This is a genomic window from Streptomyces sp. NPDC089919 (assembly GCF_040684615.1).
Taxonomy (GTDB): Bacteria; Actinomycetota; Actinomycetes; order Streptomycetales; family Streptomycetaceae; genus Streptomyces.
In genome coordinates this window covers 54,104-72,372 of sequence record NZ_JBFBGK010000033.1, presented here as the reverse complement: position 1 = coordinate 72,372, position 18,269 = coordinate 54,104, and the positions used below count along the sequence as shown (strand labels likewise).

Sequence of the window (18,269 nt, the reverse complement as noted above, 5' to 3'; positions counted from 1 at the left end):
AGACCGGGTCCGGGGTGAGGAAGCGGCCGCTCGTGGCGTCGTAGTTGCGCGCGCCCAGCACCCGGGCGGGGCACCCGCCCGGGGCCACCGGCCGCCGCCGTACGGACGACTGCGACGGCGCGGCCCGCTCCGGACCCGGGTTCACACCGCCTTGGCGATGAGGTCCAGGTCGCCGCGGGTGAAGCCCGGTCCGTTGGTGCCGTCCGGGGCGAAGCTCTCGATCACGGCCGTCACCACCGGCGTGGCGTCCGGCCCCGCGACATCGGTGATCTGCACGTTGTAGAAGACCAGTTGGCCCCCCACGTCCTCGTTGCCGAACTCGAAGGTCTCGTTCTCCCAGTCGGTCGGGGCGTTGACGTTGCTGTGGTTGCGGTCCAGCTCGCGCAGCACGCTGCGGGCGATGCCCGGCAGCAACTGCCCGGCCAGCTGGATGACATCGGCGAAGGTGCGCACGTCCGGCCAGAAGGTGTTGATCGGCCGGGGCCGGGACTTGTCGGTGAAGTCGAAGAAGGTGAGCGTGTGGCGCACGCACACGTGGTGCAGGTTCTCCTCCGCCGCGGTGAGGTCCAGGCGCACGGTACGCCCGCCCACGCGGGCGGTGACCGTGGTGGTCGCACCCGGCGCGACCGAGTTGGCGTACACCGCGATCGAGGGGGCGTTGACCCGGGCCTGGGCGAAGCGCTGGGTGCCCTGCGCCACGCTGAGGAAGGGCGTCATGCCCTTGCGGAGGTTCTGCTTCGTGGAGCCGTCGTACACCCACTGCTCGCGGACCGGCGGGAAGAGCACCACGCCGTCCGCGCGCACGGTCAGCTGGGCGGCGTTGTGCGCGGTCAGCAGGTGCCCGCGGAGGGTGTCCCACAGGGCGGCGTCGTAGACGCCCCGGCCGCCGCCCGCGGCGGCCGCCGTCAGCCAGGCCTGTTCGAGCTGGTAGAGGGCCGCGGAGACCGCGTCCATCCGCCGGTTGCCGGTGCCGTCCGGCAGCGGTTCGGTGTCCGGGTCGAAGTTCATGCCCGGGTCGTTGGCGGGGCTGTGCGGCCCCAGCGACACCATCAGGGGCAGGTTCCACAGCAGGCGGTGCGGGTTGGCCGAGCCGCCCGGACCAGCCATCGCGACGGCATCGCGCACCGGGCCCCCGGCCACCAGCCAGCACAGGTCCCAGAACGCCCGGGCGGCGGTCCGCAGGCGCTGCTCGCCGGAGTTCCAGGCCGGGGTGACCTGTTCGGCGATGGAGCTCAGCCGCTCCTTGGAGATCTTGTGGTGCAGGGCACCGCCCTTCCACTCGGTGGGCAGGGGGTAGTCCTGCTTGGAGTCGTTGAGCGGTCTGACGTACCACTTGTTCTTGTCGGGGACCTCGCGCGGGCTGCTCGGCGGCGGTGCCGCCTTGCCCGAGGGCGCTGTCGTCATGGAACTCCCTTCGCGGAAGAACATGCCGGGACGGCGCCCATCTTGGGCGGCCGGGCGGGGCCCGTCCACCGGTTCCGGGGCATTGGGGAGGATGGGGCGGACGAGTCGTCAGCCGGTCTCCAGCGGGCGGCGCGCATAGCAGAAGACGTGTTCCTCGGGCACCGCCCCGGGGCCCTCCGGCGCGAAGACGGAGAGCTCGTGGTGCAGGACCTCCAGCCCGCAGTCCTCGCGCAGCCGCCGGACGTAGTCCTCGGCCGAGAAGCTGGAGACCTCCACCCGGCTGCCCATCCACTCGATCTGCACCCCGTCCACGTCGGCCGGTACCGTCGCCGAGACGAAGTACCCGCCGGGGGCGAGCCAGCCGGCGATCCGCGCCAGTGCCTCGCAGGCCTCGGCCCGGGTCATCATCAGCAGCGGGAAGAACGCGCAGACCGCGTCGAAGCCGCCCGCCGGCGCCCGGTAGTCGCGGACGTCGCACTGCTCGAAGCGGGCATCGGGGACCTGGGCGCGGGCCAGCTCCACCATCTCCCGCGAGACGTCGATGCCGGTCACCGCGCAGCCGGCGCGGGCCAGCCGGTCCGCCACCGGGCGGCCGGTCCCGCTGCCGACGTCCAGGACCCGGGCGCCGGGCGCCAGCCGGGCGGTCAGCCAGTCGACGGCGGCCAGCTGGGCCGGCAGCCGGCCGAAGGCCCGCTCGTAGGCGATGCCCAGCCCGTCGAACAGTTCCGCCGCGGACACCGTCCCGGCCGCCACCGGCCGCCCGGCCGGCTCCGCCTCGTGTCCCTGCACCACGTGTTCCTCCGTGCTCGGGGCCGGGTGCCTCCCGGCTCTCCCCGGCGGCCTACCCGCTCCGGGGCGGCTTGCACCCGCCCGGACCGGCCGCTCACCCCGCCGGGGGCCTGCGGGGAGCCCGGCGCCGCGGCCGGCCGCCCGCCGGGGCCGCGTCCCCCTCCGTACCGCCCGCGGGGCCGGCGTCCCCGGCCGTACCGCCTGCGGGGCCCGCGTCCGCCTCCGTTCCGTCCCTGCCGCCGGTCCACGACAGCAGCCGCTCCACCGGCCAGGTGGTGACCACCCGCGCGGCGGCCACCCCGCACTCCTCGGCCCGGGCGCAGCCGAGGAGCTGCCAGGCCAGCTGGCCCGGCGCGTGCGCGTCGGTGTCGACGGCGAAGAGCGTCCCGGCGGCCACGGCCAGCCGCAGCAGCCGGCGCGGCGGATCCAGCCGCTCGGGGCGGCTGTTGATCTCCACGGCGGTACCGGCCGCGGCGCAGGCGGCGAACACCTCCTCGGCGTCGAACTCCGACTCGGGACGCTGACGGCCCGTCACCAGCCTTCCTGTGCAGTGGCCCAGGACGTCCGCGTGCGGATCGCGGACCGCTGCCACCAGCCGCCGGGTCATCGCCCGCCGGTCCATCCGCAGCTTGGAGTGCACCGACACCACGACCAGGTCCAGCCGGGCCAGCAACTCCGGCTCCTGGTCCAGGGATCCGTCGTCGAGGATGTCGCACTCGATACCGGTCAGCAGCCGGAAGGGGGCCCACTGTGCGTTCAGGTCGGCCACCACGTCCAGTTGCTCGCGCAGCCGCTCCGCCGACAGGCCCCGGGCCACCGTCAGCCGGGGCGAGTGGTCGGTCAGCACGGCCCAGTCATGGCCCAGCTCCGCCGCGGCCCGGCCCATCTCCTCGATCGTCGCGCCGCCGTCGGACCAGTCGGAGTGCAGGTGGCAGTCGCCGCGCAGGGCCGCGCGCAGCGCCCCGCCGGGGCCGTCCGGCGCCCGGCTCGCGAGGTCCGCCCCGGCCAGCCCGGCCCGCTCCGCGGCCGCGCCGCCCAGCGCCGCCTCGGTCTGCTCCTCCAGCTCGGCCAGGTACTCCGGCACCGCCCCGGCCAGCGCCTGGGCGATCACGGCCGCCGTCTTGGGGCCGATGCCCCGGACCGATTCGAGGGAGCCCTCGGCCGCCCGCCGCGCGGCCTCGCCCGGTTCCATCTCCGCCACCCGCGCCGCGGCCGTGCGGAAGGCCTGGGCGCGGTAGGCGGGGGCCTGCCCGCGCTCCAGGAGGAACGCGATCCTGCGCAGCGCGGCCACCGGGTCCACGGGCACCCTCCAGTCGTCCCCCACCCCAGGATGACGCCCCCCGGTCCCGCCCGCGAGGTGGGAAAATGAGGAGGTCACCCGGTGCGCGAGCAGGAGGTGGATCATGGGACAGGCCCGAGAGGTCATGGACCGGCTCACCGCGGCGCTCACCACGGCGAAGGACATCCACGCCGTGGCCGAGTGCTTCGCGGAGGACGCCCTCGCGGTCACCCCGGACCTGGGGGAGCTGCGCGGCCGCGAGGAGATCGTCGACTACTTCCGGCAGATCATGGCCGCCATGCCGGACGCCGCGTACGAGTCGGTCCGCAAGCTGGAGGCGGGGGACACCGCCATCGACGAGGGCTTCTACCGGGGCCGCAACACCGGCCCGCTGGAACTGCCCTCCGGCGAGCTGCTGCCCGCCACCCATAAGGAGGTACGGATCCGGGGCGTGGACCTGGTCACCGTAGAGGCCGGCCGGATCGTCGAGTACCGGCTCTACTACGACCAGTTGGAGTTCCTGGACCAGCTGGGACTGCTGCCGGAGCTGCCGGTCTGACCCACCCGGGCCCCCGTCACCGCCGCACCGGGCGAACGGCCGTGCGAGAGTGGCCGGGCAGGGCGCAGGACCGCCCCTGCGGAGTCCGCACGCGCGCGGGGCGCGGGTGCGCAGCCGTACGCCGGTACGGCCACGGGGGACGGGAGACGGCGGATGACCGAGGACACGAACGGCCGCACGGCCGGGGACGGCGCACGGCCCGCACGCGGCGGCCGGACCAGGTTGCTCGCGGGCGCGGTGGCCGGACTGGCGCTGCTCGGCGGCGGCGCCTTCCTGGCGTCGAAGGCGCTGGACCGGGACGGGGTCCACACCGGCCAGAGCCTGCGCGAGGGCGGCGGCGCGGCCGCCTCCGCGCCCTCCCCGGCGCCGGACCCCGCGGCCGGGCACCGGCCCTTCACGCTGGTGGCGACCGGCGACATCATCCCCTACCCGTCCATCATCCAGCGGGCCCGGGACGCCGCCGGCGGCACGGGGCACGACTTCCGCCCGATCCTCGCGGGGGTGAAGCCGGTGGTCTCGGCGGCCGACGTCGCGATATGCCACCACGAGATACCGTACGGCGCGCCCGGCGGCCCCTTCACCGGCTACCCGGCCTTTCAGGCCCCGCAGCAGCTCGCGCAGGCCCTCAAGGACACCGGTTACGAGGGCTGCTCCACCGCCTCGAACCACACCCTCGACGCCGGCTTCCCGGGCCTCGCCCGCACCCTCGACGCCCTCGATCGGGCCGGGGTCCGGCACGCCGGCTCCGCGCGCAGCGAGGCCGAGTCCCACCGGCCGGCCCTGCTGTCGGCGGGCGGCGCGACCCTGGCCCACCTGTCCTACACCTACGGGACCAACGGCATCCCGCTGCCCGAGGGCAAGCCCTGGGCGGTCAACCTGATCGACCCGCAGCGGATCCTCGCCGACGCCCGGGCCGCGCGCCGGGCGGGCGCCTCGGTGGTGGTGGTCAGCGTCCACTGGGGCACCGAGTGGCAGACCGCCCCGGACCAGCAACAGCGCGCCCTGGCGCAGCAGTTGACCGCGGCCCGCACCGACGGCCTGCCGGACGTCGACCTGATCCTGGGCACCCACAACCACGTCCCGCAGCCGTACGAGAAGATCAACGGCACCTGGGTGGTCTACGGCATGGGCGACCAGGTCGCCAGCTTCTACGAGCCGGCCAAGCGGCGGGGCAACGAATCCTCGATCCCGCGCTTCGGCTTCGCCCCCGACCGCGCGCACCCCGGCCGGTTCACCGTCGTCAAGGCCGAGTACCTCACCCAGTTCTCCGACATGGAACCGCCGTTCCGGGTGGTGTGCACCTCCTGCACGGCGACCACCGCGGGCCTGTCCGAGGCCAAGCGGCGGGAGTACGCCGCGGTGGACGCGCAGGTGACCGAGGCGGTGCTCTCGCGCGGCGCGGCCCGGCAGGGGCTCACCCGCGCCACCCGCTGAGCCGCCGGGCACGGGCCGGGCAGCGGCCCACCGGGCCGTGCGCCGGACAACCGGCGCGGCGAGAAGTCCATGACCATCCTCCGGTTAGTCCATGGGCCCGGCGCCCGGCCGTCCGCAAGCTGGACCGATGCGAACCCCCCTACGCTCCGCGGCGGCCGCTGCGGCGGGCGGCCTGGTGGCCGCGCTGCTCGCGGTGGTGCCGGCCTCGGCCGCGGCACCCGTGACGATCACCTCCGCCGACCTCTCGGTCCGGGTCGACCCGGCCTTCCCCCGGGTCCTGGACTACACCCAGCGCGCCACCGGGCGGGTCCTGACCGGGAACGAGGACCCGCTGAGCGTGGTGCGGGTCAACGGCACCTCCTACGCCCCCGCCGTCACCGCCACCGCCGGGCCCGACGCGGTGGACTACGCCCTGTCCTTCTCCGGCGTCACCATCCGCGCCCGGCTCCATGTCACCGGCTCCGTCCTGGAGTTCAAGGTGACGGCCATCGAGGACACCCCCGCCCTGCGGGTACGGACCTTCGCCGTGCCGGAGCACAACCTCGTCAGCGTGCGCAGCGACCAGAGCGGCGCCGCACTGTCGACCGCCGTGATGCACACCGCCACCACCGGCACCGGCGACACCTTCACCCCGGTCACCGCGACCACCCCGGTGGACGCGGCGGCCGGCACGGTCATGTACGGGCTCGTCAACACCGGGGGCCTGGCCGCGGCCGTGGACTCCAACGCGCTCTACGACAAGCCCGCCGGCGGCACCGCCCGGGAGAACGGCCGGATCGCGAAACAGGTCGTGGACAAGGGGAGTTACCGCCGCGCCGGGCTGTGGAGCGGGGACTGGCTCTACCGGGCCGAGGGGGCCGCCGACACCGACACCGAACCGCTGCCCTACGCCCGGGTCGCCATCGCCGGGGACCGCAACGCCGACGCGGTGGTCGACTGGCAGGACGCGGCCGTCGCCTACCGGGACATCTGGACCCCGCCCACCGGCTGGCAGCAGACCGCGGACCGGGTGGTGCAGCGCATCCCCTTCAACTTCGCCTCCCAGGCCACCCACCCCTTCGCCCAGACCCTCGACGAGACCAAGCGGGTCTCACTCGCCACCGACGGCCTGGGCCAGCTGGTGCTCCTCAAGGGGTACGCCTCCGAGGGCCACGACTCGGCCCACATGGACTACAAGAACATCGGCGCCAAGCTCGGCGGCGCCCCGGCCCTGCGCGCCCTCACCGACGCCGGGCACGCCTACAACGCCGACTTCGGCGTGCACGTCAACGCCACCGAGGAGTACCCGGTCTCGGCCACCTTCGACCCGGCCCGGCAGACCGGCGGCCTCGGCTGGGACTGGCTCGACCAGTCGTACTACGTCGACACCCGGCGCGACGGGCAGAGCGGGCAGCGGCTCGCCCGGCTGGCCGACCTGAAGGCCGCCGCCCCCGGGCTGGACTTCCTCTACGTGGACGTCTGGTACGGCGACGGCTACGTCTCGCGGGCCCTGCAGCGCGAGATCGGCTCCCTGGGGCTCCAGTTGGCCACCGAGTTCCCCAACACCCTGACCGAGCAGTCCCTGTGGCACCACTGGGCGGCCGACGTCAACTACGGCGGCACCGACCTCAAGGGCATCAACTCCACCATCGCCCGCTTCATCGGCAACCACGTCAAGGACGACTGGATCGCCGGCCACCCGCTCCTCGGCGGCGCGGAACTGACCGCCTACGAGGGCTGGCAGGGCAAGAAGGACTTCACCGCCTTCCTGGCCACCACCTTCGGCACCAACCTGCCCACCAAGTACCTCCAGGAGTCCCCGGTGGTGCAGTGGACCGCCGACTCCGTCACCCTGGCCAACGGCACCAAGGTCACCACCTCCGGCAACACCCGCAAGATCACCAGCGGCGGCCGGCTGGTGCTCGACGGCTCCGCGTACCTGCTCCCCCGGAGCGGCCGGCTCTACCACTGGAACGACAAGGGCGGCTCCACCACCTGGACCCTGCCGGCCGGCTGGAGCAGCCCCACGCTCTACAGACTGACCGACAGCGGACGCCAGTTCGTCTCCGATCTCGCCGTCACCCAGGGCAAGGTCACGATCAACGCCACCGCCCGCACCGGATACGTCGTGTACGACGGCGCCGCCCCCGCCCAGGCCGACCCCGGCTGGGGCGCGGGGACCCCGCTCAAGGACCCGGGCTTCTACGCCGGGGACCTCGCCGCCTGGACCGTCACCGGCAGCGGCGCCTCGGTCACCCGCAACGCCCTGGGCCAGCGGGAACTCACCCTGGCCGCGGGTACCTCGCCCAAGGTCGCCCAGACCATGACCGGGCTGGCGCCCGGCAGGTACGCGGCCTCGGTCTGGGTGAGCACCCCGGCCGGCCGGGCCGCCACCCTGGGCGTCACCCCTGCCGGCGGCAGCCCGGTCACCGTCACCGCCGACTCCTCGCCGGTCACCGACTCGCTCGGCGGCAGCGAGAAGAACGGCACGAAGACGCAGCGGATGAAGGTGCTGTTCGACGTGCCGGCCGGCAGCTCCACGGCCACCCTCCAGCTCTCCGCCGCCGCCGGGAACGGCACCGTCGTGCTCGACGACGTCCGGGTGGTGCCGGCCACCCGGACACCCCTGGCCGGCCACACCTTCGCCGAGGACTTCGAGAGCCCGGAACCCGGCTGGGGACCCTTCGTGTTCGGCGGCGCCGGCGGCTCGGCCACCGACCCGCGCACCCACATCGCCCAGCGCAACGCCCCGTACACGCAGGCGGGTTGGAACGGCAAGCTGGTGGACGACGTGATCGGCGGGCAGAACTCCCTCAAGTCCCACGAGGAGCGGCCGGGCCTGGTCTACCGCACCCTCCCGCAGACCCTGCGGCTCATCCCCGGCCACTCCTACAAGGTCGGGTTCCGCTACGAGAACGGCTTCGCGGGCGACTACCAGTTCGTCACCGGGGCGGGTGGCACCGAGACCGCCACCGCACTGCCCCAGGCCCGCACCGCCACCGCCTTCACCAAGACCTTCACCGCCGGCAGCGACGCCTGGATCGGGGTCCGCAAGGTGTCCGCCGAGGGCTCCCACAACGAGGCCGACCTGATCCTCGACGACCTCACCGTGGACGACCTCGGAAGCTCCGGCGGCGGCGAGCTGCTGGTCCCGCAGGACAGGATGAGCGTGACCGCGGTGGACAGCCAGGAGACCGCCGGCGAGGACGGCCGCGCGCTCAACGTCCTGGACGGCAACCCGGCGACCATCTGGCACACCCAGTGGTACGCCGCCACCGCGCCCATGCCGCACGAGATCACCCTGGACCTCGGGGCCGCCTACGACGTCTCGGCACTGCACTACCTGCCCCGGCAGTCCCAGAGCAACGGCCGGATCGCCGACTACCAGGTCCTCACCTCCGCCGACGGGGTCACCTGGGGTGCGGCGGCGGCCACCGGCACCTTCGCCGACACCACCGCCCAGCAGGACGTCGCCTTCACGCCCCGCACCGCCCGGTACGTACGGCTGCGCGCCACCAAGGAGGTGAAGGGCAACCCCTGGACCTCGGTCGCCGAACTGAACATCGGCTACCGGCCCTGAGGTTCCAGGTCCTGAGGCCCGAGGCCCGAGGTTCCAGGTCCTGAGGCTCACCGGCCCCGGCGCTGCTCCCGGAAGCGCACCGGGGCCATCCCCACCCGCCGGCTGAAGAGCCGGCTGAAGTAGGAGGCGTCCTCGTACCCGACCCGCCGGGCCACCGCGGCCACCGGCAGGTCGGTACGGACCAGCAGCTCCTTGGCGCGCCCCAGCCGGATCCCGAGCAGGTACTCCTTGACGCCCTCTCCGGTGATCCGCCGTACCACGGAACGGAGTTCGGCCAGCGGCATGCCCAGCCGCGCGGCGTGCTCGGCGACCGGGACCGGCAGCAGGGCGTCCCGGGCCAGCACCTCCATGACGGTGTCGCCCCGCCGGCTCACCTCCACGCGGGCGTAGCGCAGGGCCACCAGCAGGGCGTGCACGGCCGCCGCCGCCTCCACGTCCAGCAGCGGGCTCTCCCGGCGGGCCGCCCGCACGATGCCCTCGACGATGTGCCGCACCTCGGCGGTCTCGGCCAGCGGTACCACGGGGGAGTGCGGGGTGACGTATCCCAGGTCGGTGTAGGCCGCCACGCCGCTGCCGGTGAAGTCGACGAAGCACTCCTCCCAGCCGGTCTCCGGATCGGGCGCGTAGTGGTGCTGCACCCCGGGCACCAGCCACAGCAGCACCGGCGCGGTCACCTTCCGGGCCGGCCCGCCGCCGGAGGCGAACCAGCCGCGCCCCCGGGTCACCACCACCGCCACGTGGTGGTCCAGCGCCCGGGGCCCCACCGTCGGCAGCACCCCCTCCTGGAGCCCCACCCCGAGGCAGACCAGCCCGAGCCGCCGGTGGCCCGGCGAGGGCGAGAAGTACCGCATCCACGTGCTGTGTGACATGGCGGGTGATTCTCGGTCACCGCGGGGCCCGGCTCAAGGGGGCGGCGGGCGGTGACGCCGAAGGGGGACACCGCCGCCGCGGTGTCCCCCTCCGCCCGTCAGGCGGGGCCGGTCACTTGGACTGGCTCACCTGCACCGTGGTGCGGCGGCCGCCGTCGGCCTCCTTGAGGACCGTGATGCGCGTGCCGGTGTCCGGGACCTTCACGCCGAGCTGCGGCAGGTCCGCGTTCCAGTACGAGCCGGTGTGGTCGTCGAAGGCCGCGACCCCGGACCGCTCGGGCAGCAGCAGCGGCACGCCGTTGCGGTGCAGCACCAGTTCGCTGCTCGGCGCGAGCGAGAAGGTGGCGTCGAAGGTCTGCGCCCGGGCGTTGACCGGGGTGCCGTCGGTGAACCGCAGCGCCTCCGGCCGGGCGTCCACCGGCAGGATCAGACCCGAACCGGGGTGCGCCTTGGTGGTGTTGTCGCTGTACGCGGTGTCCCACAGCCAGACCAGCACGCCCGGCTGGTACGGGAAGAACTCCACGGTGTCCTTGCGGACCGGGTCGGAGCCCCAACCGAAGTTGTACGGGCCGGTCTTGAGGTAGGCGCCGTAGCCGACGTAGCGCCGGTTCTCCACCAGGTAGGCGCGCGGGTGCTCGGAGACGCCGGTGCGGCCCTGGGTGCGGGACCACTTGAGCGCACTCCAGCCGTTCGCGCCCTGCTCGGCGCCGTCCCGCAGCAGTTCGCGGCCGGCCGAGGTGACGGTGATCGCGTCGAGGGTGACGCCCTTGCCGTGGGTGTTGCTGTCCGAGGTGACCCGGACCCGCAGCTGCACGGACCGGCCCGCGAACTCGTCCAGTCCGACCGAGAGCGCGGTCCAGCCCGCGGAGGTGCCGGAGACGCCCTTGGCGGGGATCGGCGCGCCGCCGACGGTGCCGGGCAGCGGCCGCCAGGTCGTGCCGCCGTCGGTGGAGGCCTCCACGGTCAGGAAGTCGAAGTCCTGCTCGATGTCGTACCAGAGCCGGGCGTCCAGCCGGGCGCCCTCGGCCGGCACGTCCAGCGTGCGGGTGAGGGTGTTGTCCATGAAGTCGCCGGTGCCGCTCCACCACTGGCTGGCGCCCTCGTACGGGTCGGTCAGGTCGGTGGAGTCCACCGACGGCGGCAGGTGCACCAGCATGGCCTGCGCGTCGTCGGTGTTGTACCCGGAGACCCCGAGCACCGCCCGGGTCCGCCGCCCGGCGTCGGCCTCGGTGTAGTCCAGCCAGCCCAGCTGGAGCTTGCTCCAGGCGTCCAGGTCGCCGGGGACGTCACCGGTGGTGTTGCGGCCCTTGCCGAGGTAGGAGGCCGCGGACATCAGGGACCAGAAGTTGACGCTGTTGTCCCCGTCGGAGCTGTACATGTCCGGCAGGCCCAGGTCGTGGCCGAACTCGTGGGCGAACAGGCCCACTCCGCTGTTCTCACCACCGGTCAGGTAGTCGCCGGCCCAGATGCCGGAGTCGCCGACCGGGGTGCCGCCCGCCTTGTTGCCCTCGGGCCCGGCGGTGCCGGCCTGGTCCCAGTACGCGAACCAGCGGTGCGCCCAGACGGCGTCCTTGCCCTGCTTGCCGCCGCCCCAGGTCTGGTCCTTGCCGCCGTGCACGACGATCAGGTGGTCCAGGTAGCCGTCGGGCTCGTTGAAGTTGCCGTCGTGGTCGACGTCGTAGCGGTCGTACACGTCGTACTGCGCCAGCTCGGCCTTGATGTCCGCGGGGGTGCGGCCCTTGGCGCGCTCGCCGTGGTACCAGGCGTTGGTGGCGTCGCGCACCAGGTCCCAGTTGGTGCGGCACTGGCCGGGCTCGGAGCAGTTGTCCGTGCCGTAGCGGGCTTCGTTCCACGGCAGCCGGACCCAGTCGGAGACCTGGCCGTCGAGGTCGTAGCGGCCGGAGGACTGGAGCCGGTAGTAGTTGCGCAGCGAGACGGCGCCGGGCGCGTCCGAGAAGAACTGGCGCTGGTAGTAGTCCCGGTCGAAGTCCTTGCGCCACACCGTGTGGTTGTCGGCCTTGACCGGCTTGTCGATGGTGTTGTGCCGGGGGCCCGGCTCGCCGCCGAAGCGCGGCTTGCCGTTGTACAGGGTGGTGTTGTCGACCTGGTCGCCGAACTCGGCCAGGATCACGAAGATCTTGTCCTTGCGCTGCTGCGCGAGCTCGACGTACTGCTTGCCGACCTTCACCTTCTGCGGGACGGTGCCGCTCGCCAGGGACTTGATGCCGCCGGAGGCGACCTTCTCCAGGGCCTGGCGCCGCAGCGCCTGGCGCTGGAGTTCCAGGGGCGCGAGCGGCGGGGCGTCGGCCCGGCCGGTGCCGGTGGCGGCGGCCGGGAGGGCGGCCGAGGGGGCGGCGGGCGGTGCGGTGGAGGCGGTGGCCGCGAGCGCGGGAGCGGCCAGCAGCGCCATGGATATCGCCGCCCCTGCCGCTATCAGTCTGCGCAACGTACGGGTCCTTTCGGGGGAGTTGGGCACACCGGACGGCCCGGAGCGGGCCGGGGTGTCCCGCCCGAAGAGGGCCGGAACCCGGCCTGAGCGTCGGTAATATTTCACATGTGACAGGGCATGTATAGGTGGAGGGCCGCACCGGCCCGCCCCGCCGGCTCAGCCGACCGTGACCTCGATGGCGTGGTGACCGGTGGCCCCGTCGGGCACCACGTCCCGCCGCACCGCGCTCTGCACCGCCCCCGACCGGTCGGTGGCCCGCACCTCGAGCCGGTGGCGCCCCGCGGTCGCCGGCCACTGCCAGACCCACTGCCGCCAGGTGTCCACGGTGTCCTCGGCCGACAGCCGGGCCGGCTGCCAGGCCCCCTGGTCCACCCGCACCTCGACCGCGGCGATCCCGGTGTGCTGCGCCCAGGCGACCCCCGCCACCGCCACCGTCCCGGCCGGCACCCGGGCCCGGTCGCGCGGCACGTCGATCCGCGACTGCGTCTTCACCGGCGCCCGGTCCGCCCAGCCCCGCTGCACCCAGTACGCGTCGTACGCCCCGAAGGTGGTCAGCCGCAGCTCCGCCAGCCACTTGCAGGCCGACACGTAGCCGTACAGCCCCGGTACCACCATCCGCACCGGATAGCCGTGCGCGAAGGGCAGCGGCTGCCCGTTCATCCCGATCGCCAGCAGCGCGTCCCGGCCGTCCAGGACCGTCTCGACGGGGGTGCCGAGGGTCATCCCGTCCACCGAGCGGGCCACCAGCTGGTCGGCCGGACCGCCCCGGGACGGCGCCCGCACCCCCGCCTCGCGCAGCAGGTCGGCCAGCCGCACCCCGAGCCAGCGGGCGTTGCCCACCAGATCGCCGCCGACCTCGTTGGACACGCACGCCAGCGTGATGTCGTGCTCCACCAGCTCGCGCCGGAGCAGGTCGGCATAGGTCAGGGTGACCGGGCGGGCCACCCCCTCGCCGTGGATCCTCAGCGTCCAGTCCCGGGCGCTCAGCCGGGGCACCACCAGCGCGGTGTCGATCCGGTAGAAGTCGGAGTCCGGGGTGAAGAACGGCCCCAGCCCCGGCACCCGCAGCTGCGCCGCCGCCGGCAGCGGGGGCAGCGGCTCGGCCGGCGGCGGCAGCCGCACCGCGTCCCGGTCGGCCGCCGCCCGGGAGGCGCCCTTGGAGTTCAGCGCCCGGCCCGCCAGCCCCGCCAGGGCCGCGAGCCCGGCCGAGGCCGCGACCGTCTGCAGGAACCGCCGCCGGGTCCCCGACCGGGACCGGTCGGTCGCCCCGCCCCCGGTGACGGTCCGCCCGGTCAGCGCGCCCGCCAGCAGCCAGAGCACCAGGGCCGCGGTCAGCCCCGCCGCCACCGACGGCAGCGCGTCCCGCGCCGAGGCGTCCGGCCGGCCCGCCGCGGCCACCGCCCCCACCCCGCCGAAGGCCAGGGCCAGCAGGGCGCCCAGCCGCCGGTCCCGCAGCGCCAGCACCCCGGCCGCCGCCGCGAAACCCGCCAGCAGCACCAGGATCCCCAGCTGGAGCACCAGCTTGTCGTCGGTCCCGAAGACGGCGACCGCCCACTCCTTGACCGGCGGCGGCGTCAGGTCGATCACCGCGCCGCCCACCGCCGGGACCGGCCCCGACTGGGGGCGGATCACCGCCGAGACGAGCTCCGCCACGCCCAGCGCGCAGAACCCGGCCACCAGTCCGCTCAACGCACCCCGGCCGGCGCCCGGCCGGACCCGCTCGCCCTCACCTTGCTGCACACCCTCAGTGAAGCGCCTCCGCCACCGAGGTGGCCAGCGCGTACGGGTCGCCGCTGGGCTCGGTGGGGTGCTTCGTGGTCCGTTTGGCCCAGGCGTCCTCGAGGGCGAACCAGTCGATCTGCCGCGGCGCCGCCCCGCCGACCAGCGCCTCGTCCAGGCTCGCGAAGTAGGTCTTCCAGCGCGCCGAGTAGAACTCCTCGATCATCCCTGCCCATTCGCGGTTGGCGTAGTCGTGCAGGTAGCCGCCCTCGCTGGTGGCGTGGCTGCCCCAGGTGGTCAGCAGCGACCGCGCGTCGTACTCGTAGCGGTCCTGCTCCGCCTGGTCCCGGCCCCAGGAGCGGGCCGCCGCCAGCCAGGGCCCGAGCAGGAAGTGCCGGTCCGCGCCGGTCACCGCCGCCAGCATCCGCTCGTCCTCCTGCCACTGGCCCACCAGCTCCCGGAACCGGGTCAGGTCCTTGGCCTCGTACGCCGCCTTCACCTTCGGCAGCAGGACCCGGGACCGGTTGGCCAGCGCCTGCCGGGCCAGGTCCACCAGGTCGTACCGGTACGCCGACGAGCCGCGCAGCGCCGGGGCCGCCTTCAGCAGCGCCTTGAGGGCCTGCTCCACCGAGGCGGCCGGATAGCGCATGGCCCGCGGGCTGCCCCAGGCCGAACTGCCCACCGTCAGGCTCGGCCGGGCCGTGAAGAGGCTGTCCTGCGGCTCGGACCAGTACCCGGACTTCGCGCTGTACGGGCCCTTGCGCAGCGCCTCCCACGCCGCCGCGGCCTGCGGGTCCGCCCCGCCGTACCGGCTGCGCGCGTACGCGGCGAACCACGCCTTCTGGTCGAGCGGCCCCGGCTCCCAGGCCAGGTCGGTGAAGAGGTCGAAGGCCGCCGGGTCGGTGCCGGCCGCCTCCGGCAGGTAGGCGATGCCCCGCAGCGCGCTGTCCGTACGGGTCCGCCACTCCTGGAACCGGCTCAGCCACACCGCCGTGTTGGCCCCGATCGTGGTGTGCCCGCCGAAGTTGTGGATGCTGCCGAAGGCGTACGGGGTGCCGCCCCAGCGGGTCTCCCGGTCCAGCTTGTCGTACCGGTCGGAGAGCCCGTCCAGGATCAGCAGCTTGGAGGTGTCCACCCCGGACAGCAGGGCCTTGGTCGGGTCGTCCTGCCAGCCCAGCACCGCCCAGAGCGCCCCCGGGTGCGCCGCGAACAGGGCGCCCTGCACCGCCCCGGCGGCGGCCTTCACGTCCACCGAGCCGACCGCGCCGCCCTCGTGCAGCGGGCTCATCCGGTACATCGTCGAGTCGCCGAAGGCGGCCCGCTGCTCGCTGTAGTAGTCGGTGGCCAGCTCCGCGAAGACGGGCCCGGCCGGATCCAGCCAGTCGGGCCGGTCGAAGCCCGACCAGTCGCCCTGCGGCACGGTCTTGGCCCCCGGGTTGCGGCCGCTGAACCCCGGCGGGACGGTGCCGAAGTACCCCGGCAGCACCGGGGTCATCCCCAGGGCGCGCAGCTCGTCCGTCACCCGGCGGCCCAGCTCGGCCCGCTCGGTCAGCAGCCTGTCGGTGACCGGCCCGCCGAAGCCGCTGAGGTTCTGCAGCAGCCACCAGCCCTGGTGGGCCGGGCCCGGGATCCAGGCCCGCAGCTCCTCGGCGGTGTAGCCGTAGCGCTGGAGCGCCTTGTAGTACGGGTACTCGGCCCCCACCTGGACGAAGACCTCGTTGATGCCGTGCAGGGCCATCAGGTCGATCTCCCGGCGGCGCTCCTCGAAGGAGCGGTACGCGCCCGCGTACCCGTCGTCGGTGTCGTTGAGCGCGAACCGGTGCGGCACCTGCGCCGAGCGGGTCACGGCCGCCGGGACGGCCGGCAGCACGGCCGGCAGCCGGCCGACGCTGTCGCCCGGCCAGCCGATGTCCACGTGCGCGACGTGCTGGAGGTACCAGCCCACGCCGGTGAGCTGGGTGGCCGGGGTGGTGCCCCGGACGGTGATGTGACCGGCCCGGCCGGAGACCGTGAAGGAGTCCTTGCCGTCGGCCCCGCGGGCGGCCGGGAAGAGCGAGAACTGCCCGGCGTGGGCCGGCAGCAGCCGCTCCAGCGCCGCCTCCGCGGGGCGGTCGTCGAAGAAGCCCCGGTCCTCGGCGGACCCCGGCGGGGGCTCGGCCGCCCCGGCGCAGACCGGGGTCAGCAGGGCGAGCAGGGCCGCGGCGAGGGTGGTGGTACGGGTCAGCCTCATACGGAATCCCTCCGGGTCAGACGGGCAGCGCCCAGGTCTGGTTGACGAGGTGGTCGCCGCAGGGCAGCGCACGCAGCGGACCGGCCGGGTCGGTGCCGGCCGCCACCGGAGCGTCCAGGCAGCGGCCCGCCTCATCGGTCAGCCGGCCGTCGGGCCGGGCGTCCCAGCGCTGCCCGGCGGCGGCGCCCGCCGGATCGCAGTCCGCCAGCCGCACCGCGTCCCCGGCCGAGGTCAGGCACTGGCCGGCGACCCGCAGGGTGCCGTCCGGGGCGGCCGTCCAGCGCTGGTCGCCGCCGCCCGTGCAGGGGGCAAGGCCGACCGTGCCGTCGCCCGTGGTGTGCTCCCCGTCGGCGCACTGGGCGCCGTTGCCGGTGAGCTGGCCGGTGGGCAGCGGCTCGGCGCAGCCGCGCGGGGTGAGCCGCCAGACCGCCGTGCCGTGCGCGGGCACGGTGGCGGACAGCTCGGTACGGGTGCTGCCGGTGGCGCCCGTCCACAGGTTCCGGGTGCGCACGGTGCACTCGGAGGGGAAACCGAGGTCGGCCAGCCGGACCACGGCCCGGCGGGCGGCGGAGGTGCGGTTGAGCACCGCCACCGCCCGGTCGCCGTTCGCCAGCGGGCGGGCCAGCAGGTCGGTGCTGCCGTCGGTGGCCAGCACCGCCGCCTGCCGGCCCATCGGGTCCTGGTCCAGCTCGATCAGGTCGTCGTTGCCGAGCGCCGCCAGGCCGGCGGGGGTGAGCTCGGAGACCTCGGAGGAGAGGATGAAGGGGGCGGCCATCATGGCCCAGAGCGCCACCTGGCTGCGGCCCTCCTCGGCGGTGAGCCCCGGGGCGCCGGCGATCAGGAAGTCCGGGTCGTTCCAGTTGCCCGGCTCGGCGTACCGGCCCAGCCAGCGGTTGTAGCCGTAGTTGCCCAGCACGGACTTCCAGCGGGAGGTGGCGGGCGCGCTCGGCTTGTACACCTGGATGTCCCGGCCCTCGCGCCACAGCTGGCCGGTGGAGCCGACCCAGTCGAGCACCGAGAACCACGACGGGCTGCCCCACTCGCCGTTCTGGAAGTACGCGGGCGCGGACGCCGAGTGGACCATGGGCCGCCCGGAGCTGCGGATGGCCCGGGCCACCGCCTCGTACGCCTCGCGGTAGGCCGCCTCCTTGGTCTGGCCGGGGGCCACCCAGACGTTGCAGCCGTCCATCTTGATGTAGTCCACCCCCCAGGAGGCGAACTGCCGCACGTCCTGCGCGAAGTGGTCCGGCCCGCCGCCCTCGGGCGTGCCGCTGCCGGGGTAGCGCTCGCAGGTCAGCGCGCCGGTGTCCTCGTAGATGCCGAACTTCAGGCCCCTGGCGTGCAGGTAGGAGCCCAGCCAGGCCATCCCGCGGGGGAACTTCACCGGATCGGGGACCAGTTCGCCGGCCGGGCCCCGGCTCCTGGTCATCCAGCAGTCGTCCACGGTGACCGTGTCGTACCCCTTGGCCGCCAGCCCCGAGGAGACCAGCGCGTCGGCGTTGGCCAGCACCTTCGCCTCGTCGATGTCGCACATGTAGTGCGCCCAGTTGTTCCACCCCATGGGGGGCCGCAGGGCCAGGGCCGCCAGCGGGCCCGGACCGGCGCCCGACCCGGCCCGGGGGGCCGGCCCCGGCGCGGGCGCGGCCTCGGAGGGGCCGGCGGCCAGCGACAGGGCGAGCAGGGCGGCGGCGGTGAGCCCGCCGGGGAGCGCGCGCAGGCGGTACGGCACGGAAACTCCTTGACGTGAGGGCGTGCTGACGGTCTGTCGTGCGCCCAGTGCAGCCGGGTGACCACCCCGTGTCAACGAAGATCAGGAGATACAACCCCATGAGATGGAATATGGGCGCAATCGGGTGTACTCGCGCCCGCGCGGGCCGGGCGCGCGGGGGTACCCGGGGCGTACGCGGCCGAGGCCGCACCGGGGGGAACCGGTGCGGCCTCGGGGGGTTCTGACGGGGGATCGGGCGGGATCGGGCGG

General features: G+C 74.5%; 11 protein-coding genes. 3 read left to right on the top strand and 8 right to left on the bottom strand.

Annotated features, from left to right (window positions below; all coding sequences use genetic code 11):
- Nucleotides 1-141 precede the first annotated feature (141 nt).
- From AB0O40_RS16285 to AB0O40_RS16275, 3 genes are all read right to left on the bottom strand, one after another.
- Nucleotides 142-1,404, bottom strand: coding sequence for a hypothetical protein (locus AB0O40_RS16285; protein ID WP_365041078.1), 1,263 nt, complete (start codon nt 1,402-1,404; stop codon nt 142-144).
- A gap of 108 nt (nt 1,405-1,512) precedes the next feature.
- Entirely contained in the window at nt 1,513-2,196 is a 684-nt protein-coding gene (locus tag AB0O40_RS16280; RefSeq protein WP_365041075.1) for a methyltransferase domain-containing protein, read from the bottom strand.
- A gap of 91 nt (nt 2,197-2,287) precedes the next feature.
- The gene (locus tag AB0O40_RS16275; RefSeq protein WP_365041085.1) at nt 2,288-3,493 is read right to left on the bottom strand and encodes a PHP domain-containing protein; all 1,206 of its coding nucleotides are present in this window, start codon (nt 3,491-3,493) and stop codon (nt 2,288-2,290) included.
- A 103-nt stretch (nt 3,494-3,596) separates the two neighbouring features.
- Between AB0O40_RS16275 and AB0O40_RS16270 the strand changes: the two genes are divergently transcribed.
- The 3 genes from AB0O40_RS16270 to AB0O40_RS16260 all read left to right on the top strand — a co-directional run bounded on the left by AB0O40_RS16270 (nt 3,597) and on the right by AB0O40_RS16260 (nt 9,024).
- Nucleotides 3,597-4,031: a nuclear transport factor 2 family protein gene (locus AB0O40_RS16270; protein ID WP_365041072.1), complete on the top strand. Its 435-nt coding sequence runs from the start codon at nt 3,597-3,599 to the stop codon at nt 4,029-4,031.
- A 153-nt stretch (nt 4,032-4,184) separates the two neighbouring features.
- Nucleotides 4,185-5,465, top strand: a complete 1,281-nt coding sequence (locus AB0O40_RS16265; protein ID WP_365041070.1) for a CapA family protein — start codon at nt 4,185-4,187, stop codon at nt 5,463-5,465.
- 127 nt (nt 5,466-5,592) lie between these two features.
- Complete coding sequence (locus AB0O40_RS16260; RefSeq protein ID WP_365041067.1) at nt 5,593-9,024, top strand: endo-alpha-N-acetylgalactosaminidase family protein; 3,432 nt, start codon at nt 5,593-5,595, stop codon at nt 9,022-9,024.
- 47 nt (nt 9,025-9,071) lie between these two features.
- Here AB0O40_RS16260 and AB0O40_RS16255 read toward each other — a convergent pair whose 3' ends face one another.
- The 5 genes from AB0O40_RS16255 to AB0O40_RS16235 form a co-directional block, all read right to left on the bottom strand.
- Nucleotides 9,072-9,893, bottom strand: coding sequence for an AraC family transcriptional regulator (locus AB0O40_RS16255; RefSeq protein WP_365041065.1), 822 nt, complete (start codon nt 9,891-9,893; stop codon nt 9,072-9,074).
- A 112-nt stretch (nt 9,894-10,005) separates the two neighbouring features.
- Nucleotides 10,006-12,339, bottom strand: coding sequence for an immune inhibitor A domain-containing protein (locus AB0O40_RS16250; RefSeq protein WP_365041062.1), 2,334 nt, complete (start codon nt 12,337-12,339; stop codon nt 10,006-10,008).
- A gap of 159 nt (nt 12,340-12,498) precedes the next feature.
- Nucleotides 12,499-14,082: a molybdopterin-dependent oxidoreductase gene (locus tag AB0O40_RS16245; RefSeq protein WP_365041060.1), complete on the bottom strand. Its 1,584-nt coding sequence runs from the start codon at nt 14,080-14,082 to the stop codon at nt 12,499-12,501.
- Between the two features lie 4 nt (nt 14,083-14,086).
- Nucleotides 14,087-16,291: an alpha-N-acetylglucosaminidase gene (locus tag AB0O40_RS16240; protein ID WP_365041057.1), complete on the bottom strand. Its 2,205-nt coding sequence runs from the start codon at nt 16,289-16,291 to the stop codon at nt 14,087-14,089.
- Between the two features lie 16 nt (nt 16,292-16,307).
- Entirely contained in the window at nt 16,308-18,020 is a 1,713-nt protein-coding gene (locus tag AB0O40_RS16235; RefSeq protein WP_365041054.1) for a ricin-type beta-trefoil lectin domain protein, read from the bottom strand.
- Nucleotides 18,021-18,269 lie beyond the last annotated feature (249 nt).